Here is a 22,112-nt window from a genome sequence, read left to right as displayed (position 1 = left end):
ACGATTAAAGGTTTGAGCATTATCGACTAATCCTTTTTCGGCATCATATTTCAATTCCAACATGGTACGATTAAAGGCTGATCAATTCCAGTCATTTGAAGATATGGGGCTGATTTCAATTCCAACATGGTACGATTAAAGGTATAAGCTATTTGAATTAAAAAAGTAGATTATTAATAAATTTCAATTCCAACATGGTACGATTAAAGGCCGAAACCAAATCATTTGTTTCAATACAAAAATATATTTCAATTCCAACATGGTACGATTAAAGGCCCACGACTTTTTAATTACTGGTTTACGATTCATAGATTTCAATTCCAACATGGTACGATTAAAGGGAATAATTCTCCTGCTCGTGCTTTAAATTAAGCGAATTTCAATTCCAACATGGTACGATTAAAGGGTGTTAAACCTTCGGATAATTCTGATTTTGAAAGATTTCAATTCCAACATGGTACGATTAAAGGAAACTTCGGAAAAGATTATCGCTACGAAGTATATTTATTTCAATTCCAACATGGTACGATTAAAGGTTAATGAAGGATATAATATCAGTAAGGATACATTATTTCAATTCCAACATGGTACGATTAAAGGAAGGGCCGAATTGCTAAAGTCATCGGGTGTGCACAAATTTCAATTCCAACATGGTACGATTAAAGGTTTCATGTGGGTGATGGTAGCGAGCCATTGCCAATATTTCAATTCCAACATGGTACGATTAAAGGAATCTGCCTTAGACACGTATCTCGCAACACAGGGATATTTCAATTCCAACATGGTACGATTAAAGGTATTCCTTCATGCCTTATCTGCTTAATCACTATATTATTTCAATTCCAACATGGTACGATTAAAGGTCATAACCGGGGTGGCTTTCTTTATTTGTTCTTTTATTTCAATTCCAACATGGTACGATTAAAGGGTTTTGATCCATTGATCAGGCCCTGTTGATCGGCGGCATTTCAATTCCAACATGGTACGATTAAAGGCCGGAACCGGGGCGGGAACGTCCCCCACAGTAACTGATTTCAATTCCAACATGGTACGATTAAAGGAAGTGTTCCCTGAAATAGAAAAAAACATGACATTATTTCAATTCCAACATGGTACGATTAAAGGCCTTAAATCCAGTTAATGTATATAACTCAATTAAATTTCAATTCCAACATGGTACGATTAAAGGCAATGCCAATTCTGCCTTATTAAGTGCTGTAAGTAATTTCAATTCCAACATGGTACGATTAAAGGCCAAAAGAGGCCAGCGACATTCATGGTTTTACCGAATTTCAATTCCAACATGGTACGATTAAAGGCAAGTTAAGCGGGAATTGCCGCGCATATTGGCCAAATTTCAATTCCAACATGGTACGATTAAAGGCTCTGATCAAACACTGCCATTTTCAGGTGTTCGGATATTTCAATTCCAACATGGTACGATTAAAGGAGATTTTGCAGCATGTGTACCGACTTAACTTCAGTAATTTCAATTCCAACATGGTACGATTAAAGGAAGTGTTCCCTGAAATAGAAAAAAACATGACATTATTTCAATTCCAACATGGTACGATTAAAGGTCAGTTATAAATACCTCTTCTGATTGGTATAAAGAATTTCAATTCCAACATGGTACGATTAAAGGTCGGTAGCCCAGGAATACAGCAAGCCGAAGTTAATATTTCAATTCCAACATGGTACGATTAAAGGGTTTAAATGCGAGCATGAAGAAACTGGACATATAAATTTCAATTCCAACATGGTACGATTAAAGGGAGCTGCATAAGCCTGTAATGGAACTGGTAAACTAAATTTCAATTCCAACATGGTACGATTAAAGGAGCAAGAGAAAGGCCACGATCTATTTAGGCTGTTAAATTTCAATTCCAACATGGTACGATTAAAGGGAGGATGCTACGGGGAATACTTTGGCAAGTTCATATTTCAATTCCAACATGGTACGATTAAAGGTAGGCAACCCGTGGGTAGATGATAACTCCAGCATCAATTTCAATTCCAACATGGTACGATTAAAGGGAATAGCCGTTAAGGTAAATAGCAAAAGGCAATTATTTCAATTCCAACATGGTACGATTAAAGGCCCACAACGCTAAAGAAGTCATTTAACCTCGCGATATTTCAATTCCAACATGGTACGATTAAAGGCGGGTTATAACATTTGGCCTATGGGGTGTGCTGATATTTCAATTCCAACATGGTACGATTAAAGGCCGTTAAAAAACGGCTAAAAACATGCTCAAATATAGGCTTAAACTGCGTTTAACACACGGATATTTGATAAAAAATTAGTCGCTGTGCAATAACCGGTTTTTACCGGGGTACCGACAACCGCTTTTAATAGGGCTCTGGGCTGCTTTTACTGCTAAAAATAAGTTTTCAATACGTCAAAGAACCATCTTCGTCATCTCACCGACAACTTATAGTATCGTATCAAGCGTGTTGCGCTCCGCTCCTATCACCTGTTTATCAAGCCATTTCTGTTCCCTGCTTTTAAAAATAATAATGCTGTCGGTCTCAGGCTCAATAATCAGTTTCGATTTAGCTAACAGTTCTTTCAGCTTCACCGGTGTTATTTCGCCCTCAAATACCGAATTCTGGATCCAGTTTAGGTATTGCCTGCATAGTTTCAGCATTTTACCAACGCGCTTTTCGCCAATATCGTAAACCAATATTACATACATAGTTTTATCATTAATTGCCTCATGTTACCACCTTGCCTTATAGGGCTTGTATTCGTCGAGGCCGAGCAGGTGTTTGCTTAGTTTATAGCATTCCAGTTTAACCAGATGCTTATAGCTCACATTACGGTTAAGTACGGGGTGCTTAAATGTTTCGCCAATACGTTCTTCCCAGGCACGAACGTAAATTTTCTTGCCCGATTCTTTCAGCATACAGCCGTTCATCTTCAGGTCGAAGTCGTTTTTACCGATCTCCTTTTTATTCAGCAGCCTGAAGATGGTACGGTCGACCAGGATGGGCTTAAATATTTCGGCCAGATCAAGCGCGAGCGAAAACCTGCGGAAACCAGGTTCGTGCAAAAAACTGATGGTGGGGTTAAGCTGGGTATGATAAAGCTGGTTAAGGCAAAGCGAATAGCACATCATGTTACCGAACGATATCATCGCGTTCAGCTCGTTTGCGGGCGGTTGCTTGCTGCGCCCCTCCATGGTAAAATTATTGATGATGGTATCAAAGGCCTGGTAGTAGTACTGGCGGATATTACCCTCGATGCCCATCAGTTCGTCAACAGCGGTAGCGCTTTCTATCTGTAATGCCAGGGCCTCAATACATTCAACTTGCAGACTTACATCCTTTTCGCGGTTAAGGTAGTACCTAAGCGTTTTTACCATATTAAAGGCTGCCCCGCTGATAAACTTGTGGGCAATGATCATCCTTTTTTTATTATCGATGTAGTGCCGGGTTTGCGAGATCTGCATTTTGCCGGCCAGCAAGTATTCTTTAGGGCAAAAGCTCCCCGTATAATTTTCGTAGTAATCAAAAAAATGAACACCTATACCCGCCTTGCCTAAAAAATTATAGAGGGCGCTGTTGGCATCCAGGCTGCCGAAACAAAACAGATCAGAAACGCCCTCTACCGGAATGTATTTTGGCGTACCATCGTTCCCGTCCTCATCAACGGGTACAAATTTAAGGGTATTATCTTTCCGGCTCATCCGGCCGGCATTAAACAGGTAATAGGTTTTCTTCATGGTGATGATCGCTTATTCATTATCTTCCTGTATGTAGCAAAAATCGAAATAGCTGCATTGCTTGCAAATAGGCTTGCGTAATAAAGGCGGGCATTGCTCGCCGGTAATAATCTGTTTGATGCTTTGCTCCCAGCCTGCTATGGCGGCATAATCGGCAGGTTCAAGGTTCACCGTTTCGCGCTGCCGCAGTTTGGGGTATTCAATAATACCTGTAACGCCTTCAATGCCCTGCTTCTGCAATTTATAAATATAATACTTCACCTGGGCAATGTGGGCATTTTCAACCTTATCGCTCTTTTTAACTTCGTGTACTATTTTGTTGCGGGCATCATAAAAATCTATTTTGATGCCGTCAACCTCAATTTCGGTATATTTTTCGGCCCGATTAGTATATGTAGTTTCGCCTATGAGTTTGCCTTCGGCTACCGTTTCGCTGGTATGCTCCATGCGGATGCCGTTGGCATGGAGCCAAAGTTCGCGGTGGCATACATGGTATAGGTTGATGTAGGTGGCTGTGATATGCATTTTGGGCTAAATAAAATAAGAGTCGTTAAATGCCTTACTGTTTAGGCCTGTATGATAATCATACAGCCTGCCTTCGCTCCTATGCTCATCACAATGCGAAAAATAAACATAGCCGTACTCCTCTCGCCCAAAACCATCTTTAATATTCGTTACATCTTTTGAAGCTTGTATTAAAGAGAAAGTAAACTTCGACAAAATACGTTGTAAGCTTTTAAAATCAATCTGGGCTTTTAAATCAAATCCTTGGGGCTTATTATTAATCAGCAGTTTGTAAACCTCCCAAACCCGTTGACCGTCAACTTCCTCGTCTCCATGATTATACCCTCCGAAACGTTCTAAAAAGTCCAGATCGGCAGCTTCAAAAATGCGTTCCAAACGTCCCTCTCCGGCAGCCGCAATAGTAAGTGGTAAAGCAAGCGGTATAAATACGGATACATTGTTCTGGTCAATAATTTTGAACTCACGGTTTACCTTTTCATAATTTAGTTTGTCTACATAATCGCTAAAACCAGAAAAATTATCGGCGTAATTTAAAGCGTTATCCTGGTTTATTTGGGCAAAAACCTCGTTATATAAAAACCTGAAGTCTTTTTCTTTAAGTATCCGTTCATACAATGCAAGGTCTATCTTTTCACGGGTAACCTGGTATCGCTTGTCTTTACCATACAACAGTTTTGCTTCGTTCACCTTAAATAAATAAACCTCACAATTCAGTTTGTTCCCGTTACGGTTTACCCTGCCGGCCAATTGTTCGTCAGAATCGATCAAAGAGATATTTTTAAATCCCAGATCCATATCTATATCAACTCCTGCTTCTACTACCTGGGTTGTTATAAGTAAAATATTTTTATTCCTGTTAGCAGGATTTTTCAAGAAATTAATAACTTCTTTTCGGCGCGATTCTAAAATAGTGCCCGACAAAACTAAAATTTGAACATAGGGATTCGACTGTTCCGAAATTAACTGATGAAACTCTGTAGCCGTTTTTTTGAATATAAACTCAACAATGGTATGCACGCTTTTATGCCGTAAATTAGATGCGGCATATGCTTCCGATTTTGTTATCACAGCATCTGCAAGTGTATCAAGCTCAATCTCGCCTTCAAACAAATCAAACCGGAAGTTAACCCGCTTGCTGAAATTAGGATTTCGAATATACTTGATTGCATTAGGTAATAAACTTACAAATTCGTTTTTCTCCGTTATTAATTGCAAATCGCCTATTTTGGGTAAAGTAGCCGACATTAAAACAAAACGGACGTTAAAATATTGAGCATACTGGCTAATAAAAAAAAGCATTTTATCCCAGATATCCGGGCTGTATGATTGTAGCTCATCGATGATGACTACCGAATTGGCCATTCGATGCAGCAAATAATTAACCTCTTTATTGTTGGATTTTAAGATGTCGAAAAACTTAACGTGCGATAATACGGTAACAGGGAATAAGGCAAATAGCCGGTCGATATAATCCTTTTTTTCATCGCCAAATTCGCCGTCGCTCTTTTCTTCCTTACTTTTAGGGTTGGCCTTTGAATGTAGCTCGGTTAACTCATTTGTTGTTAAACCTAATGTTTCTTTTAATACCTGGTAAGTTTGCGTAATAAGCGTAGTGAACGGAAAAACATAAAAAACTTTATTAATCTCAGGATTGGCCTCCAGTAATTCGGTAACGGCAATCATAGAAAGATTGGTTTTTCCGCCACCGGTGGGAGCTTCGATATAAAACAACCGCTTGTCCGAATTTTTACGGATGGTATGGATTAACTCAACGGCCATTTCCTGCCTGAGCAGGTTAAGATTTTCGTTGGAGCAATCTTGTAGGTCGGCTTCTTTAAAATGATATGCTTTTTCTGTATCGAAAGTATTCCGGTTATGCTTGTAACTTCGCAGAGAAGAAACAATTTCGTTTATCCTTGATCTGTTACAAAAAACGCCGAAATCTATCGTTTTCGAATCACTCATATACTCATGGGTAGCCAGGTAATCCGCAGCGGTAAGCAATGAGAAATTAAGTTTTAACAAAGCAAACAACGGAAATCCTTTTCTATCGGGTAAATCGAATAAGCCATCAAAACAACGATCTTTCTGACTTTTTCCTTCTGTATTTCGGAAAGCAGGATGTTTATAAAACTCCCCACAATCTTCAAAGTCAAATAATTCAAGATAAAATTTCAGGTGAATTTGCAACTCCTCTTTAAAGTCAACATCAGGCTTAACATCACTCAATCGTGATGCGTGATGTTTTATAATCGGATAACTAAACCCAAAAATGAGGCCATATACAAACATCTTTTCATCACCATTCAGCATCAGGCTACTGGCCAATTTTAGGTGATGTACAATATAGATGTACGCGCTTAAAATAGAATGCTGGGAGTCGATTAAATTCGGTTTTTTCTTAAACAACGGATTTTTATTCCGCATCCGTTCAAGCTGAAAATTTTCATTAACCTTTCCATAGTCATGATAAACGGGCACATTAAAAAAAAGTAATTTTATAAATGTGCCCAGTTCAGGGTTTGTGGCGCCAGCAGGTAAACTGTCAAAAATTAACTTGTCAATCACTTGTTCCAGATGATGATCCTGTGCCAGTTGAGTGAAATAATGAAGCACTAATTCATTATGATCATTAAACGGCTCCGGTTTTTTTTCTGAATGCGTATGAGCCCAATAAATCGCCGCATTTTTTATCCCGTCGGCCTTGTAATAAGCCTTCTTCAATCCGGCAAATGTTTCAATAGAGTTGGATATAGTGATCATGCTTTATTTTAAATAGTCTCCCGCCAATGGTATAAGTGGAACTAAGTTGAGCATTGGTATGCTTAAAATCGCCCAGGTTGTATTGTATAAATGGCTTTTCAATAAAATCAACCGGGAGGCGCTCAAAGTAAAAATAAGGTGTAATGTACTCCAACTCATCAAGGCTATTTTCAAGAACAGGCGTAATTTTTTCACCGGTAAACATCCCTTTAAGTTTAAAATTCTCAGTTGGATTAACTTCCTCAACCGGATATTCCCGGAATGAATTTTCGCCGGTAAATTCGTCAAGCCACCAGGCCTGGTATTCATTTTTACCCAGATACGGGATAAATTCGGCTTTGCCTTCTTTTAAATATTCGTACAATTTAAAATGTTCAGGCTGTTCCTCATCCAGCAACAAATAACAACGATAGCAGGGCTTCAGCAACATGGTTTCTTCTATCAAGAGCGTCCCGTCCTGGTTAGCATACCCTACAGTGTTGGTATACTTGACGGATACTTTTTGAAAATTGCCCTTTTCGCTGCCTATTGGTTCAATATTGATCAATAAACTTTTAAGCCTGGTATAATATGCAGGTAGCTCACCTTTTTTTTGATAGCCCTGCAAACCAATTATGGCACCCAGCACCCCTAATAATGCAGGCTTATGCAGCATATTATAGGATAACAGCAGGCCATCATTATAATCGGGCTTTTTAAAAAACGCGAAGTTTGCCTTTAAATCGATAGAGATTAATTTTTGCGACATGATAGGTTAGCATAAGTCAAACAGTTGGGCATTTTCGGGCTCATTAATCACTTGAGTTATGGTTTGGTTATAATAAAGTTCCACCGTATCAATTTCCTTTTTTATGTGTTCTGCCGAAAGCAAGGAGGATATTTTGCCTAAATCAATCTCTTTATTCTCATTTACAGATATTAATTCAACAAAGGATGGCAGAACCAACTTCGAGCTCTCTTTTAATTGTACCCAAAGTAATAATTCATTCTCAACACCCGCTTTGGAGGAGGAATCATAAAAAGTGGCACCGTTTCTTAAGGCTTCTTTTAATATTGCAATGTCGCTTTTTGTAACGCCGTCGCTGTTAACCACTTTATTCATCTCTTCCAAATTGCGGGGATTAACAGAAAGATGATGTACATAATGGCCCTCCTTTAATTTAAACTGCGTGCCCAATGTAGTTTGCATAGAATCGGTGCTTTTATCATTGGAATTTCTAAATGGAGAAGATATTTGTTCCGAATAAATTATGCCTTCAACAAAGCGGTTTAAGCCATGCGTAAATTGCACTGTTCCGTGTAATGATAAATTGGCCCCCTCTTCGGCAAAAGTACCGCCAAACAAGCGCACATCAATACATTTCAATAGGTTTTCCAATACAATTTTTCTGGCTTTAACAGCTTCTTTTTTATCCACTTTAGGAAATTCGCCAAAGTGATTCACATAATTTTGCTTTAAATCGCGCGGCTGCATATCATCATTAACGCTTTTAAAATAAAACACCTTTTCGTTTCCAAAATTTTTGTTGAGGTAATTACGCACAGTGTATTTTAACGCCTTATCGGTAGCGTAAACTGTCCCGTCGGATAGTGTGCGGGGTTGATGTGTAAAATCGGCGTTGTAATTGGCGTTAATGGCTTTGATAATTACACAGCCAAAAACCCGGTTTGTAAATGAATTACTCATATATAAGTTATTTAAGTTGATTATTCTGTTTCTTCTAATTCTACCATATCGGCCTCATCTAAATTGCTAAACAACTCATTAACCGAAAAAATTCCGGCGAGCATGGTAGGCATTAAATCGCGAAGATTTGCTTTTGTTTCATAATCCATTACTTCGGCAAAAGGCCGTCTAAAATTGCTGGAAAAATTTTCGTGCTTGTGAGTATCGAATAAGCGCGCGATAGCTTTGTTTAACTCTTTAGCATGAACTTGTTGCAGAAATGGTTCCAGTCGTTTGTAACTTCTATCTGCAGTTTTGCTCTTTGAAAGCAGGTAATATACTACCTGTCCTATAGCAAAAGCATACTGATCATCAGACTGAATAGATTCTTCTCCTTTGGCTAATTTTTGTATAAAAGCCCTATGGTTTTGTAATTGACTTGCCATTGTTATTTGAGATTTATTTGATTGATTGAATTTTTCGGATAAACTAAACCAGATGTTTAACTTCTGCTTTATGTTAAAATGTTGGGAATGTGAGTTGTTTTTATACTCATCAAGCCTTATATCATCTAAAATACCGGTTTCCATAATGGCATTGAAGATCTGCTGGGTTACAGCCTTTCGTTGCGATTTAAATACAAAATCATAAAAAGCTTTCCTGTAGCTCATCACCATTAGGTAGGTGTTATCTGTTTTGCAATACTTAGCATCAATATCATCAAAGTATTTATGTTGAAAATCACCCGTCTTGGTTTTAGTAATTAAAGCATTGTTGAAAATGGTTACTAAAACCACATACTGAAATGTAAATACATCGGTAACTTTTGCGGTATACTTAATATTGAACCAATCTTTAATTTCCCAAGGCCTGCCATTTTCGTCTTTCAACTCATATTCAAACTTGCTTACAAAATCAAAATCCTTTATCTCGCCAAACTGGTAATAAAGCAGGTAATAGTTACCTAAATCATGATGATGTTTTTGATATAGGGCTTCCATAATATCTTTATAACTGAGCTTTTCGCCGGTTTCAGCTCCTTTTTTAAAAAGTGCAATGGCTTCTCTTTTTAATTCATCTTTATAAATAAACAGAGGCAATGGCTTAGGCATAATACCAATCATATTTTGAAAATCGTATAACGCTTTAGCTTCCAACGATGAAATACGGCTGGCAATATCAAAAGATGCGGTTTGGTGAGTTAGGAAGGGCTTTTTAGTGGGATAACCATTGAAGAAATCACTGGTACCAAAAACGGTTTCTTCAATAGTTTCATTAAAATTATTGGTATTAAACAGTTTGTCGGCCAGGTATACAGCATTGGTTCTCTGATAGTTTTCAATCGGCTCATCTAAATAAAAAATCACGTATTCAGCGTCCTTTAATTCCGCATAAGCCGGAATTTGGTCGAGCCAGGTATGCAGGCTTGCTTGATTGTTTAAGGCCTGCTTAAATATTTCAACCCGTTGTTTTTCAATTTCGCTTTCCAGTAGGTCTTCCGCCTTAGAAAAGTAGGCATTAATCCGATCGTAAACCTGCGATTTTTTCCCCGCCAGATTGCTTTGGTATTTTTCGCCATTCTCCAAATTCTCACGTTTAAGCGCGAGGCAATACGGCGAGCACGAATGAATGGCCTTTACAGGCAAATCAAAACATTTGTTGGTATTTACACACCAAGCCAATTGTGATAAGGATGCCATTTTTTTAAGCAAGGTCAAATCACTGGTCGTCTGCTCCTTATTTTTAGTTGACACCCATCCTGTTAACGATGATTGGTCAATAAACAGTTCCTGACCCACATTTTTGATAGTTAATAAAATATGCAGGCCGTCACGGGGCTTTACGCTTAGTGCTTTAAACTCCGGGTCAATATAATTTACAAAATCTGCAATCTCTTTTATCATAATTCATTTTCAAATATTCTACAACCGTTGCAAACACCGCAATGTCCATAAATGTCATTCTCTTTAATTCCACAACTGCTACATTTCTTATATATTGGCCTGTTCAATTCCATTTGCTTTACTATCATAAAAACAAATGTACAGTTTTTAATCAACATGAATATAAGTTAAAAAAATCAATCAAACACAATATCTCTTCTTTTTATTACCTTTGGGTTAATTAATTTATAGTTCATCATCGCACTATAATGGAATTGAAATACATGGATATAAATTAATTTCGATTACTTAGAAAATCCAGCCCGCAAGCGCTCCTTGCGGGCTATTATTTCACCTCCACACAACCAAACCCCATACTATTCATCCCGCCCAGCCCCACGTCCAACACAAAATTGATCACCCTGCCAGGCGCAGTCATCTCCAGGGCAAACCCGAAAAAGCCACGTACCTTAGTTTCGGCCGCTGTCCCTTCCTTAATCGTCACCAGGCGAGATTTTAGCTTTCCGGGTTCATGCTTTACCTTGATACCAATTCGCCCGCTATAACTATCATTATAAGCAACGGCAAGCTTATCGGCCAGGTTAATATGTAGCAGGGGTATAAAATCCTCATCTTCTGGCGATAAATAATCATCATTGCCTTTAGCGTTGGTCCGGCCTACAACCAAGGGCGAAAGCGGTTTAAACTGCATCGTGTGTATTTCGTCATCATCCTTAAAGGCAGCCGGGAGCGATACAATTTGCTCAACCCTAAACCGGCCCACGGCCCCGCTCCCGCCTATTGATATCAACTGATCGGTAAAAACACCGGTTATTAAATGCGCAGCAAATTCGGGCATGTGGCAGCAAAGCACAAACCCGGTTTGATTACCTTGCAGCAACAGGGCATTTTGCTGTGGCGTAAACCTACCTTCCAGGTTAGAGAAGGTAAAAAACTTAAAATGTTTGGAGTAATTGTTCAGGGCATAACCTTGCTGATGTAAAAAGTTGGCGTATTGCTCGTCGGCAGCGGCAACCTTTTTAAAAATTACCGCCGCAAGGGCATACTGATAATTGAATGGAACGGTCGTTTTACTGCCCGTAGGCAACAATGTTAATTTAAATCGCACAGGTTTATTCTATTTTTTAAATGTATTTATTTTTATCTAAAACAATTATAATATTCTATAATTGTTATTATTTTTTAATTTCATCTGTAATTGAATGATTGGATCAACACAATTTAATCCCCCCCCTCCCACCAAACAGCAACTTTTGACTTTCAACTTATAAACTTAGCTTCTTCATCCGTATCTTTGTACATCATGAATACAGCCGATCTGTTACAACGCGCATTGCAGTTTGAGTTTTTAACCAAAGAGGAAGGTTTGTTTTTGTACCAACACGCTGCTACGGCCGAGTTAATGTATGTGGCTAACGAGTTGCGTAAAATTCAGGTGCCACATGGCAAAGTTACCTGGCAAATTGACCGTAATGTTAACACTACCAACGTTTGTATAGCTAACTGCAAGTTCTGCAACTTTTTCCGCAGGCCGGGGCACGAAGATAGCTACATCACCGATATTGAAACTTATAAAATAAAGATCGAGGAAACTTTCCGCTATGGCGGAGATCAGCTTTTATTGCAGGGCGGCCACCATCCCGATCTGGGATTGAAATTTTATACCGATCTGTTTAGCCAGCTCAAAGAATTATATCCCGCTTTGAAGCTGCACTCATTGGGCCCACCTGAAATTGCGCACGTAGCTAAATTGGAAGGCATGAGCCACTACGATGTGCTTAAAGCGATGAAAGAATCGGGCCTCGACTCATTACCTGGCGCTGGTGCCGAAATATTGAACGACCGTGTGCGCAGGCTGATATCTAAAGGCAAATGCGGTGGTAAAGAGTGGCTGGATGTAATGCGCGCGGCGCACCAGTTAAATTTGCCATCATCAGCCACCATGATGTTTGGCCATGTAGAAACTTTAGAGGAACGTTTTGAGCATTTAGTTTGGATAAGGGAAGTGCAGGCCGAAAAACCTGAAGGCGCTTATGGCTTTGTTGCCTTTATACCATGGCCTTTTCAGGATGATGGAACCTTATTAAAAAAGGTGCGCGGCATTACCAATAATGTATCCGGCGACGAATACATCCGCATGATAGCGTTAAGCCGCATTATGCTACCCAACATCAAAAACATACAGGCATCGTGGTTAACGGTAGGCAAACAGGTGGCCCAAATTTGTCTGCATGCCGGAGCTAACGATTTTGGATCGATCATGATTGAGGAGAATGTAGTATCGGCAGCAGGTGCGCCCCATCGCTTTACCGCAAAAGGCATTCAGGATTCTATCCGCGAAGCGGGATTTGAGCCGCAAATGCGCAACCAAAAATACGAGTGGAGGCAGATACCTGTAGAGATTGAGGAACAGGTGATTAATTATTAAAACAATAAAGGCCCGGTAATACGGGCCTTTATTGTTTTATATAATCTATTATTTGCAATCAAACTACACTACATAAAAAAAGGGCCATACACTCTCGCAGCTCTGGCCCTTTTACATCTACCTATGAAAAACAGTCCTTATTGATAAGGACATGAATAGTTATTCAAAGGGTATGCCAATTTATTTATGCCCTTAAAAATGAAGGATTTGACTATAAGTTAACTCCTTTTAACCTTTACGTAGAAATAAATACTGTAGACCGTGGTAGATATTCCCCATGGGGCGCAATTGGATAACAATTCAACTTCCCGGCTTTCAATACAACCAATGCCGAATTAAATACCAGATACGATAGGGCTTATCAATTACAGATACAGCCGCTCACCATCCGTTTTAATTTTCCCGGCATCAAGCAAAAGGCGAATCACCTCTATCCTTTCTTTTTCTGTCCCGCTGGCCAGGGTAGTCACCAGGCCATCAAGCGGAAGCGGTTCAACACTTAACCAGCGTACTATTTCGTCGGTAATCCGGTCGGATAAATCATGTTCACCTTCCTTTCTTTTTTCTTCAAGGCAGATATCGCAAACTCCGCACTTGCGGGCATCAGGTTCGTCAAAATACGAAAGCAGCATACAACTGCGGCAAAACCGGGCCTCGGCATAATGGAATACAGCATCCATTTTCTGCTTAAATATCTGTTTACGCTGCTCAATATAGCGCTTATCGATAGTAACTTCCTTGATATCCAGCCGCGCATTTAAAAAGGTTACCTGGGGTTTATCTGTTTGTGGCAGGTAATTTAACAAGCCCATTTGCTGCAGCTGGTTTAAACCCTCAATTACCTGCTGCACGCTGGTGTTCATCCGTGTGGCTAAGTCAAACTCACGAATGCTGACGTAATTTTCAAACGAACCGCCGTATGACCGCAACAGCGTTTTAATAAAGGGATCCCAGCCCATATTCTGAATCTGGAAATGATACAACTCTTCGTTCATCACCAAAAACCTAAACCGCGACGGTAAAAAAACACTTTCGGTAAACGATACATAATCGTTCCGCTCCAAAAACTTGAGGCTATTCAAGGTTTTGATGGCATCCAACTGGTATTTGGCGCAAAAGCTACCCAAGTCTAAATCAAAGCTAACACCCGCCCCTGCACCATAAGCCAATTGGTAATAACTGCCTAAGTTGTGATAAACCTTCTTGATTTCATCTACGGTAGGGAAATTCAGCTCAAACTTTCGCTCCAGCTTAAACCTGTCTGCCTGGTTATAAAGCAGAACGGCATAAGCTTTTTGCTCATCTCGCCCGGCGCGCCCCGCCTCCTGATAATAGGCTTCCAAACTTTCGGGTAAATCCTTATGGATTACAAACCTCACATCGGGCTTATCAATACCCATCCCAAAAGCGTTGGTTGCCACCATTATACGCGTTTGGTTGGCTTTCCAGTTCTCCTGTTTTTTGGAGCGCTGCTCGGCTTCGAGCCCGGCATGGTAGTAATCGGCACTATACCCGTTTTGGTTAAGTACCTGGGCTATGTCAAAAGTTTCCTTCCGGCTCCTGACGTATACAATGCCGCTTCCCTTTACCCCCCTTACCACATCCAGCATCCGCTGCATTTTGTTTTCCTGGTGCTGTACTACATAACTTATATTTTTGCGTTCAAAGCTTTTGGTAAATACGTTGCGCTGCTTAAACAATAACTTATCCTGAATATCCTCGCGCACGTCGGCGGTGGCGGTAGCGGTAAGCGCCAGTACAGGCACATGGGGATGAATTTGACGGAGATCGGCTATGTGCAGGTATGGCGGCCTGAAATCGTACCCCCACTGCGAGATGCAATGGGCCTCATCAACTGCGATCAGGTTTACCTTCATGTAACTTACCCGCTCCTGCACCAGCTCTGATAACAAACGCTCGGGCGAGAGGTACAAAAACTTAACGTTGCCATAGATACAGTTATCCAGCGCAATATCAACTTCCCTTTTACTCATTCCGGATACGATTGAAACGGCCTCGATACCTTTGGCAACCAGGTTTTCCACCTGATCTTTCATCAGGGCGATCAGCGGCGATATCACCAGGCAAATGCCGTCCTTGGCCAGGGCGGGCACCTGGAAGCATACAGATTTCCCCCCGCCGGTGGGCAATAAGGCCAGCGTATCGCGGCCGAGTAAAACAGATTGGATGATTTCTTCCTGTAGGGGCCTAAACTTATCGTGTTTCCAGTAATGCTGAAGAATTTCTTGTATCGTCATCAATTAAATTATCCGCAAAAAACCGAATATAAGAAAAATGCCTGCGAACAAGAAAATTGGGTGTGCCAACTTAAACTGATGCTGACGGATCAAACGATGGCCCGGGATAAGATAAGATATAATTGGCAATCTCGGTTTGCGACTGATACGACAACTTATCCCCCTCGTAACTCCAAATATCATTGATAACGAAAATACTACCCAGGTTTGAGGCTTGGTTGCCCATGGTATAATTGCTATGCGTTCCGGCTAAAAACAGATGATACTCCTGCCCATCAGGAACAATCAAAATATTATTTAACTCGCCGTCGGGATAAATGCCTATTGTAGTTTCTTCTGATAACATAATTGGTACTATGTAAATTGAGTATGCTAAAATAATACATTTTTTTAACGGAAAATAAAAAAACCTCAAATCCTTTTGAAAGCGTTAATAGTTAAATGTATTTTATTTGCTTGTTTATCAAATAAATATTAACTTAGTTTATCATTTGTAAAACATGAGCAGGCCCAACCCTTATATCAATACCTTTTATCTGGCTGTTCACCTTGCCCTTAACATTTTGGTGGTGGCATTAATTGTTAACCTGATTGGTACCTATATTCCAATCAAACACTATTTTATGGGTTACCACTTCAATGTGCATAACATCTACACGCATATCGACATGCAGAAAAATGTGGCACCCATTGTAGCTATCGGCATTGCCGTATGGTATTACCAGCGAAGAAAAGCCAAAACCGATTCGGTTGAAAAACATTAACACTTAATGTTACCCTGACCCGTTATTTCATTCTCTGTTCGGCAAAAGTTAAACATTTGCTATCAGGCTTAAATTGTATCTTGGCCCGATATTTTAAATATCATGAAACCTCAGAATTATAACAACCATGCCCGGTACGTAACAGGCTATCACTTTGTGCTCAGTTTATTACTAACAGTGGGCTTAATTGTATCCTTACTTAATTTACATTGGCACATTAATGATAGTTTAATGGGCGTTTCTGTACTGATATGCGTGTTATTTATCTGCGGCGTATTTACTTTTTGGTTTATGCGCCAATTTGCAATTAAAGCACAAGACAGGGCTATACGGGCCGAAGAAGGACTTCGCTATTTGATTTTAAGCGGTAAAGCGTTCGACAGCCTTTTAACCATGTCGCAAATTGTAGCGTTACGATTTGCGCCCGACGACGAGTTATTGGAATTAACAGCAAGGGCTGTCAAAGAAAATCTATCGTCGGCAGAGATCAAAAAGGCTATACAAAACTGGAAGGCAGATCATCACCGGGCTTAAAATTAAACCGCATCCATGAGGAAATATCTTGCTGTAATTTGCACGGCGATTTGCTCGCTAACGTTAATATCCTGGGGCGAAACCGGCCATAGGGCTGTGGCAAAAATTGCCGCCAACCACCTGAGCCCGAAAGCGCAACTGGCTGTTAGAAATTTATTGGGGAAAGAAACATTACCAGACATTAGTACCTGGGCAGACGAAGTACGCTCGGACCCCGATTTCAAGACTACCTGGGTTTGGCATTACATTGACCTGCCCGCAGGCTACAGCTTTGATGAGTTTGCTAAAGCCGTAAAAACTATGCCCGAAGCTAACGTTTACAAAATGGTGATACGCTGCGAATACGATTTAAAAAGCCCTGCCACCTCTAAGGCTACCAAAGTGGCCGCCTTAAAATATATCGTTCATTTTATTGGCGACCTGCACCAGCCCATGCACGTGAGCCGTGAGGAAGACCGGGGCGGCAACAATATCCAAGTCAAATTTAACGGGTTTCCAACCGATCTGCACAGTTTGTGGGATAGCGGCCTGATTGATCATCTGAATTTAAACTATCAGCAAATGGCGGCCAAATTTGATGATGCTACCCCAGTAGAAATAAAAAAATGGCAAAGCGACGACTTGTTGATCTGGCTATGGGAATCGTACCAGATCAGCAACATCCTATACCAGGAAGCCGCCGCCGACCCGAACTTCACCGAAGATTACTACCAGGAACATTTGCCCACACTGCAAAAACGCATTGAAAAAGGCGGCATCAGGCTGGCTGGGGTTTTGAACGCGATATTTGAAAAGTAGAAGCAAGGGAATCAGGGTTACTTGCGAAATTAATGTGGGTTATATAATTGTCGGCAAATGTTATAATATGATGTGTTTTTTTATGAAGTATTAGGGCAATGGGCAATTATATGCAGCATCAAATAACGCACTGTTTATTTGCCCATTCACTAATCAGTCATTTACACATCCGCACATTCACTCATTTGCATATTATATTATTACACCCAATCAACAAGCACCGCTTTAAGCTCCGGGGCAAATTGCTAATTTAGCGCCTCAATTGCTGCCCTTATGAAAATACTGTATACCGCCACTTTACTCTTGCTGTTTACCGGCGCTATCAATGCCCAAACCAAATGGAACGTTGAGGCTCCTCCGGGATTATCAAAAAAAATAACTTTTACTACCGACGAAGGCACCTGGATGGATCTGGATGTGAGCCCGGATGGCAGAACCATTGTTTTTGATTTGTTAGGCGATATTTATGCCATGCCCATTACAGGTGGCAAAGCCACTTTGCTGGCCGGCGGCAAAGCCTGGGATGTGCAGCCGAGGTTTAGCCCTGACGGTAAATCGATCTCGTATACCAGCGACCACGATGGCGGCGATAACATCTGGTTGATGAATGCCGACGGAGGCAACAAACGCCCGGTTACTAAAGAGAATTTCAGGCTGCTGAATAATGCCAGCTGGACGCCAGATGGACAATACCTGGTAGCGCGCAAACACTTTACGGGTAGCCGATCTTTAGGTGCGGGCGAAATGTGGCTCTATTATAAAAATGGTGGAGACGGTATCCAACTCACCAAACGCAAAAACGATCAGCAGGATGCCGGTGAACCCGTTGCATCGCCGGATGGCAAATATATTTACTGGAGCGAAGATATTACTCCTGGCCCAAGCTTTCAGTATAACAAAGATCCTAACGCGGGCATCTATGCTATTAAACGCCTGAACCGCGAAACTGGGGAAATAGAAACCGTAGCCGGCGGTGCAGGTGGCGCGTGCCGCCCTCAACTATCGCCGGACAATAAACTGATGGCCTTTGTAAAGCGCGACAGGCTAAAATCGGTGTTATATATCAAAAATCTGGAAACACAGGAAGAGTGGCCAGTTTACGATAACCTATCGCATGATCAGCAGGAAACCTGGGCCATATTTGGCGTATATCCAAATTTCGCATGGACACCGGATAGTAAGAACATCATATTTTACGCCAAAGGCAAAATCTGGAACCTGGATGTAGCCAGCCTCAATGTGGCAAATATCCCATTTGATGTAACATCTACCCAAACCATAAGCGATGCGCTGCATTTCCCTCAAAAGGTTTTCCAGGATGAGTTTACCGTTAAGATGATCAGGCAGCTCACTACATCACCCGACGGTAAAATGGTAGCGTTTAATGCCGCCGGGTATATCTATACCAAAGCATTGCCTAACGGCGTGCCGCAGCGCATCACAACCGGAACGGACCTGGAGTATGAGCCTGAGTTTAGCCCAGATGGCAAATCATTGGTTTATGTGAGCTGGGCCGATGAAATGAAAGGCTCCATTAATACGATTGACCTGACCACACACCTGATTATGCGGTTAACTACCGACAGGGGTTATTATTACTCACCAAAATACGCTAACCGCGGCGATAAAATCATTTACCGCAAAGGCGAAGGCAACGAAGTATTGGGTTACTTTTTTGGCAATGCTCCCGGCATTTACATCATACCGGTTACCGGTGGGAAACCCCAATTAGTAATTAACAATGGTATTCACCCGCAATTCTCGGCAGATGATTCTAAAATATACTATCAGAGCAGCGAAGGTGACAAAAAAGCTTTTAAAGTAATGGACGTAAGTGGGGCTAATCAAAAAACCCTTTACACATCAACCTACGCCACTCAGTTTGCGCCCAGTCCTGATGGTAAATGGATGGCTTTTACCGAGCTGTTCAATTGTTACATCACACCGATGATTACCACCGGCGGCGCACAGGATCTGTCGGCCGGTAACAAAGCCATACCTTTAAATAGGTTAACCCGGGACGCCGGAACTTACCTGCATTGGTCAAAAGACAGCCAGCATATCATGTGGACGCTTGGCCCACGTTATTTTGCGCGCGATATCAAAGCGGCTTCTCCTTATGCTGATGGCGGATCTGACAAAACACCTGCTACAGATACTTTAGGGACAGATATCGGCCTCAGGCTTAAAACTGACGCCCCTACAGGAAAAATAGCTTTTAAAAATGCCCGGATCATTACCATGAAGGGCGAGGAAGTTATTGAGAACGGAACGATCATCATCGACCAGAACAAGATAACCGCTTTAGGCAAAAATGCCGACATCGCCATCCCAGCAGATGCCATGGTTTACGACATTGCCGGTAAAACTATGATGCCTGGTATTGTGGATGTACACGCACACCTGCATGCCAGCCCTGATGGTATTTCGCCTCAGCAAGACTGGAACTATTACGCTAATCTGTCCTTCGGAGTAACCACTTCGCACGATCCTTCCAGCAATACCGAAATGGTTTTCAGCCAATCGGAAATGCTAAAATCAGGCGCTATGGTTGGCCCAAGAGTTTATTCAACCGGCACGATACTGTATGGTGCCGACGGAGATTTTAAGGCGGTGATTAACAGCTTAGACGATGCGCGCTCAAATCTGCGCCGCCTGAAGGCTGTAGGCGCTTTCTCGGTAAAAAGTTACAACCAGCCACGCCGCGAGCAGCGCCAGCAAATTATTGCCGCCGCACGCGAGTTGCAGATGGAAGTGGTGCCCGAAGGTGGCTCTACCTATTTTACCAACATGAACATGATACTCGACGGGCACACAGGCATTGAGCACAATATTCCGGTTGTACCTATTTATAAAGATGTTAAGGCCTTATGGAACGGCAGCAAAAGCGGTTATACCCCTACCCTGATTGTGAGCTACGGTACGCAGTTTGGCGAAAATTATTGGTATGACCGTACTGAAGTATGGAAAAACGAGCACCTGTTAAATTTTACCCCAAGGGCAATTATAGATGCCCGGTCACGCCGCCGCACTACATCAGAGTATGGAGAGTATGGCCATATCGAGGTATCAAAAGCCGTAAAACAAATAGCCGATGGCGGTACTAAGGTAAACTTAGGAGCGCACGGGCAAATACAAGGCTTAGGTGCACACTGGGAACTGTGGATGCTCGCACAGGGAGGCATGTCGCCAATGCAGGCTATCCGTTGCGCTACTATTAACGGGGCAGGTTATTTAGGGATGGATAAAGAAATAGGATCATTGGAGGTTGGCAAACTGGCTGACCTGATTGTAATGAATGAAAACCCTTTAGACGATATCCGCAACAGCGAAAAATTAAAATACGTGATGGTTAACGGACGGTTATACGATTCGGACTCGATGAACGAGATAGGCAATCATCCAAAACCACACCTGCGTTTCTGGTGGCAGTTAAACCGCGGCGAAATGGCTAATCTGCCTGTAGGTAATACGGAAACTTATACATACACAGTTCAGGATGGGGATTAACCTCATTCTGAATAGATGTAGTATCATAAAAAAAAGTGGATTTTGTCAGGCTACTGTAGTTAACGAGGCCATTTTTTTGGCTCTTGCTGCTCTGATGTAAATTATAACACGGGTTATGATGAAAGCGATAATCATATTTTTTAGCCTTTGTTAGTGTAAAATTCAAACAGTTTGTAATACATTAAGTCGTATCGGCAACATTTACGTTACAAACATACAATTAATACATTTATTTTACAATACCAGGAAAAAATATTTTCTTAAAAGTTAAACTATGGAATATCTTCCATTGATGTAGTATCCAGACTGATTTCAAAACTTGTAACGCGCAAAAATCAGCTGTGTTCTTGCGCTAAAAAACCAAGTATAAGACCCTTATTTTACAGATTGACATACAGATGTTTTTCGGAATGAGGCAGAAGGGAACATTCCGCTTAACTTTGTATTCATTAGATTTTGAATATTAAAAAATGGAACAACAGAAATTGAAAGTCGAAATATGGTCGGACGTGATGTGTCCGTTTTGTTATATCGGTAAACGCCGGTTTGAAAATGCACTGCAGGAATTTGAGCATAAAGACGAAGTTGAAATTATATGGAAAAGCTACCAGCTTGATCCAAGCATGAAAAACAATACTGGCATCAGTTTATATCATTACCTGGCTGAAAGAAAAGGCATAACGCTTGAGCAATCGGCTCAAATGCACGATCAGATGACGGCTATGGCAAGCGAACTCGGCATTGTTTACAATTTTGATAAAGCAGTGATAGCTAACTCGTTTGATGCGCACCGTTTGTCGCATTTGGCTAAAGCCAGCGGCTTGCAGGACAAACTGGAAGAAGCATTGTTTAAAGCTTATTTTACCGAGGGCAAAAACGTAGCCGACTACGATACCCTGCTAAAGATAGGCACAGCCGTAGGCCTTGAGGCTGAAAGTGTTAAACAAGTACTAAATGGTAAGCAATATGCCGAAGAGGTAAAACACGACATTTACGAAGCTAACCAAATAGGCGTGCGCGGTGTACCGTATTTTGTTTTGGGCGATAAATATGCCGTATCCGGTGCGCAACATAGCGAAACATTTTTAGGCGCCTTAAACCAAACCTGGCAAGAAAACCAACCGGTTAGCATTGATGGCCCGGTTTGCGGCCCTGACGGCAATTGCTAATTTTGAGTACGGCAAAATCCGATTTGCCAAGCCCCTCTTCCGTTGTGCTACCGAAACAGGAG

At 41.2% G+C, this 22,112-nt stretch carries 16 protein-coding genes and 1 CRISPR repeat array (1 of these 17 cut by a window edge); of the genes, 6 read left to right on the top strand and 10 right to left on the bottom strand.

Annotated features, from left to right (window positions below):
• A CRISPR array of direct repeats spans window positions 1-2,231; the repeat unit is 30 nt; unit sequence ATTTCAATTCCAACATGGTACGATTAAAGG; it reaches 13,664 nt to the left of the window's first position.
• A gap of 207 nt (window positions 2,232-2,438) precedes the next feature.
• The 8 genes from cas2 to cas6 all read right to left on the bottom strand — a co-directional run bounded on the left by cas2 (window position 2,439) and on the right by cas6 (window position 11,697).
• Entirely contained in the window at window positions 2,439-2,702 is a 264-nt protein-coding gene (gene cas2 / locus MUCPA_RS32330; protein WP_008512437.1) for a CRISPR-associated endonuclease Cas2, read from the bottom strand.
• A 24-nt stretch (window positions 2,703-2,726) separates the two neighbouring features.
• Window positions 2,727-3,731: a type I-B CRISPR-associated endonuclease Cas1b gene (cas1b, locus tag MUCPA_RS32325; RefSeq protein WP_008512436.1), complete on the bottom strand. Its 1,005-nt coding sequence runs from the start codon at window positions 3,729-3,731 to the stop codon at window positions 2,727-2,729.
• 12 nt (window positions 3,732-3,743) lie between these two features.
• Window positions 3,744-4,256 carry a CRISPR-associated protein Cas4 gene (gene cas4 / locus MUCPA_RS32320; protein WP_008512435.1) on the bottom strand — a complete coding sequence of 171 codons (513 nt, stop codon included), beginning with the start codon at window positions 4,254-4,256 and terminating at the stop codon, window positions 3,744-3,746.
• A 6-nt stretch (window positions 4,257-4,262) separates the two neighbouring features.
• Window positions 4,263-7,019 (bottom strand): CRISPR-associated helicase Cas3', encoded by a 2,757-nt coding sequence (gene cas3, locus MUCPA_RS32315; RefSeq protein ID WP_008512434.1) that lies wholly within the window; start codon window positions 7,017-7,019, stop codon window positions 4,263-4,265.
• The gene (cas5, locus tag MUCPA_RS32310; RefSeq protein WP_008512433.1) at window positions 6,994-7,767 is read right to left on the bottom strand and encodes a CRISPR-associated protein Cas5; all 774 of its coding nucleotides are present in this window, start codon (window positions 7,765-7,767) and stop codon (window positions 6,994-6,996) included. The genes cas3 and cas5 overlap by 26 nt, the downstream gene beginning before the upstream one ends.
• A 6-nt stretch (window positions 7,768-7,773) precedes the next feature.
• Window positions 7,774-8,706 carry a type I CRISPR-associated protein Cas7 gene (locus MUCPA_RS32305; protein ID WP_008512432.1) on the bottom strand — a complete coding sequence of 311 codons (933 nt, stop codon included), beginning with the start codon at window positions 8,704-8,706 and terminating at the stop codon, window positions 7,774-7,776.
• A gap of 20 nt (window positions 8,707-8,726) precedes the next feature.
• Window positions 8,727-10,589, bottom strand: coding sequence for a hypothetical protein (locus MUCPA_RS32300; protein WP_008512430.1), 1,863 nt, complete (start codon window positions 10,587-10,589; stop codon window positions 8,727-8,729).
• A gap of 325 nt (window positions 10,590-10,914) precedes the next feature.
• Window positions 10,915-11,697 (bottom strand): CRISPR-associated endoribonuclease Cas6, encoded by a 783-nt coding sequence (gene cas6 / locus MUCPA_RS32295; RefSeq protein WP_008512428.1) that lies wholly within the window; start codon window positions 11,695-11,697, stop codon window positions 10,915-10,917.
• A gap of 195 nt (window positions 11,698-11,892) precedes the next feature.
• On the opposite strand from cas6, the gene MUCPA_RS32290 reads away from it, so the two are divergent.
• Window positions 11,893-13,017 (top strand): CofH family radical SAM protein, encoded by a 1,125-nt coding sequence (locus MUCPA_RS32290; RefSeq protein ID WP_008512420.1) that lies wholly within the window; start codon window positions 11,893-11,895, stop codon window positions 13,015-13,017.
• A gap of 365 nt (window positions 13,018-13,382) precedes the next feature.
• On the opposite strand, the gene MUCPA_RS32285 is transcribed toward MUCPA_RS32290, so the two are convergent.
• Both MUCPA_RS32285 and MUCPA_RS32280 read right to left on the bottom strand, forming a co-directional pair.
• Window positions 13,383-15,275, bottom strand: a complete 1,893-nt coding sequence (locus MUCPA_RS32285) for a RecQ family ATP-dependent DNA helicase (protein ID WP_008512418.1) — start codon at window positions 15,273-15,275, stop codon at window positions 13,383-13,385.
• A gap of 70 nt (window positions 15,276-15,345) precedes the next feature.
• A complete protein-coding gene (locus MUCPA_RS32280) occupies window positions 15,346-15,621 on the bottom strand; it encodes a hypothetical protein (protein WP_008512416.1) in 276 nt (91 codons plus the stop codon).
• A 154-nt stretch (window positions 15,622-15,775) separates the two neighbouring features.
• Between MUCPA_RS32280 and MUCPA_RS32275 the strand changes: the two genes are divergently transcribed.
• The 5 genes from MUCPA_RS32275 to MUCPA_RS32255 all read left to right on the top strand — a co-directional run bounded on the left by MUCPA_RS32275 (window position 15,776) and on the right by MUCPA_RS32255 (window position 22,050).
• Window positions 15,776-16,039: a hypothetical protein gene (locus MUCPA_RS32275; protein ID WP_008512414.1), complete on the top strand. Its 264-nt coding sequence runs from the start codon at window positions 15,776-15,778 to the stop codon at window positions 16,037-16,039.
• Between the two features lie 102 nt (window positions 16,040-16,141).
• Window positions 16,142-16,573 carry a DUF6526 family protein gene (locus MUCPA_RS32270; protein WP_008512412.1) on the top strand — a complete coding sequence of 144 codons (432 nt, stop codon included), beginning with the start codon at window positions 16,142-16,144 and terminating at the stop codon, window positions 16,571-16,573.
• Between the two features lie 15 nt (window positions 16,574-16,588).
• Complete coding sequence (locus MUCPA_RS32265) at window positions 16,589-17,371, top strand: S1/P1 nuclease (RefSeq protein WP_008512409.1); 783 nt, start codon at window positions 16,589-16,591, stop codon at window positions 17,369-17,371.
• Between the two features lie 273 nt (window positions 17,372-17,644).
• Complete coding sequence (locus MUCPA_RS32260) at window positions 17,645-20,881, top strand: amidohydrolase family protein (protein ID WP_008512407.1); 3,237 nt, start codon at window positions 17,645-17,647, stop codon at window positions 20,879-20,881.
• A gap of 470 nt (window positions 20,882-21,351) precedes the next feature.
• Window positions 21,352-22,050, top strand: coding sequence for a DsbA family oxidoreductase (locus tag MUCPA_RS32255; RefSeq protein ID WP_008512405.1), 699 nt, complete (start codon window positions 21,352-21,354; stop codon window positions 22,048-22,050).
• Window positions 22,051-22,112 lie beyond the last annotated feature (62 nt).

It is taken from the genome of Mucilaginibacter paludis DSM 18603 (assembly GCF_000166195.2).
In the GTDB taxonomy this organism is placed as follows: domain Bacteria; phylum Bacteroidota; class Bacteroidia; order Sphingobacteriales; family Sphingobacteriaceae; genus Mucilaginibacter; species Mucilaginibacter paludis.
This window is presented reverse-complemented; position numbering and strand designations above follow the sequence as displayed.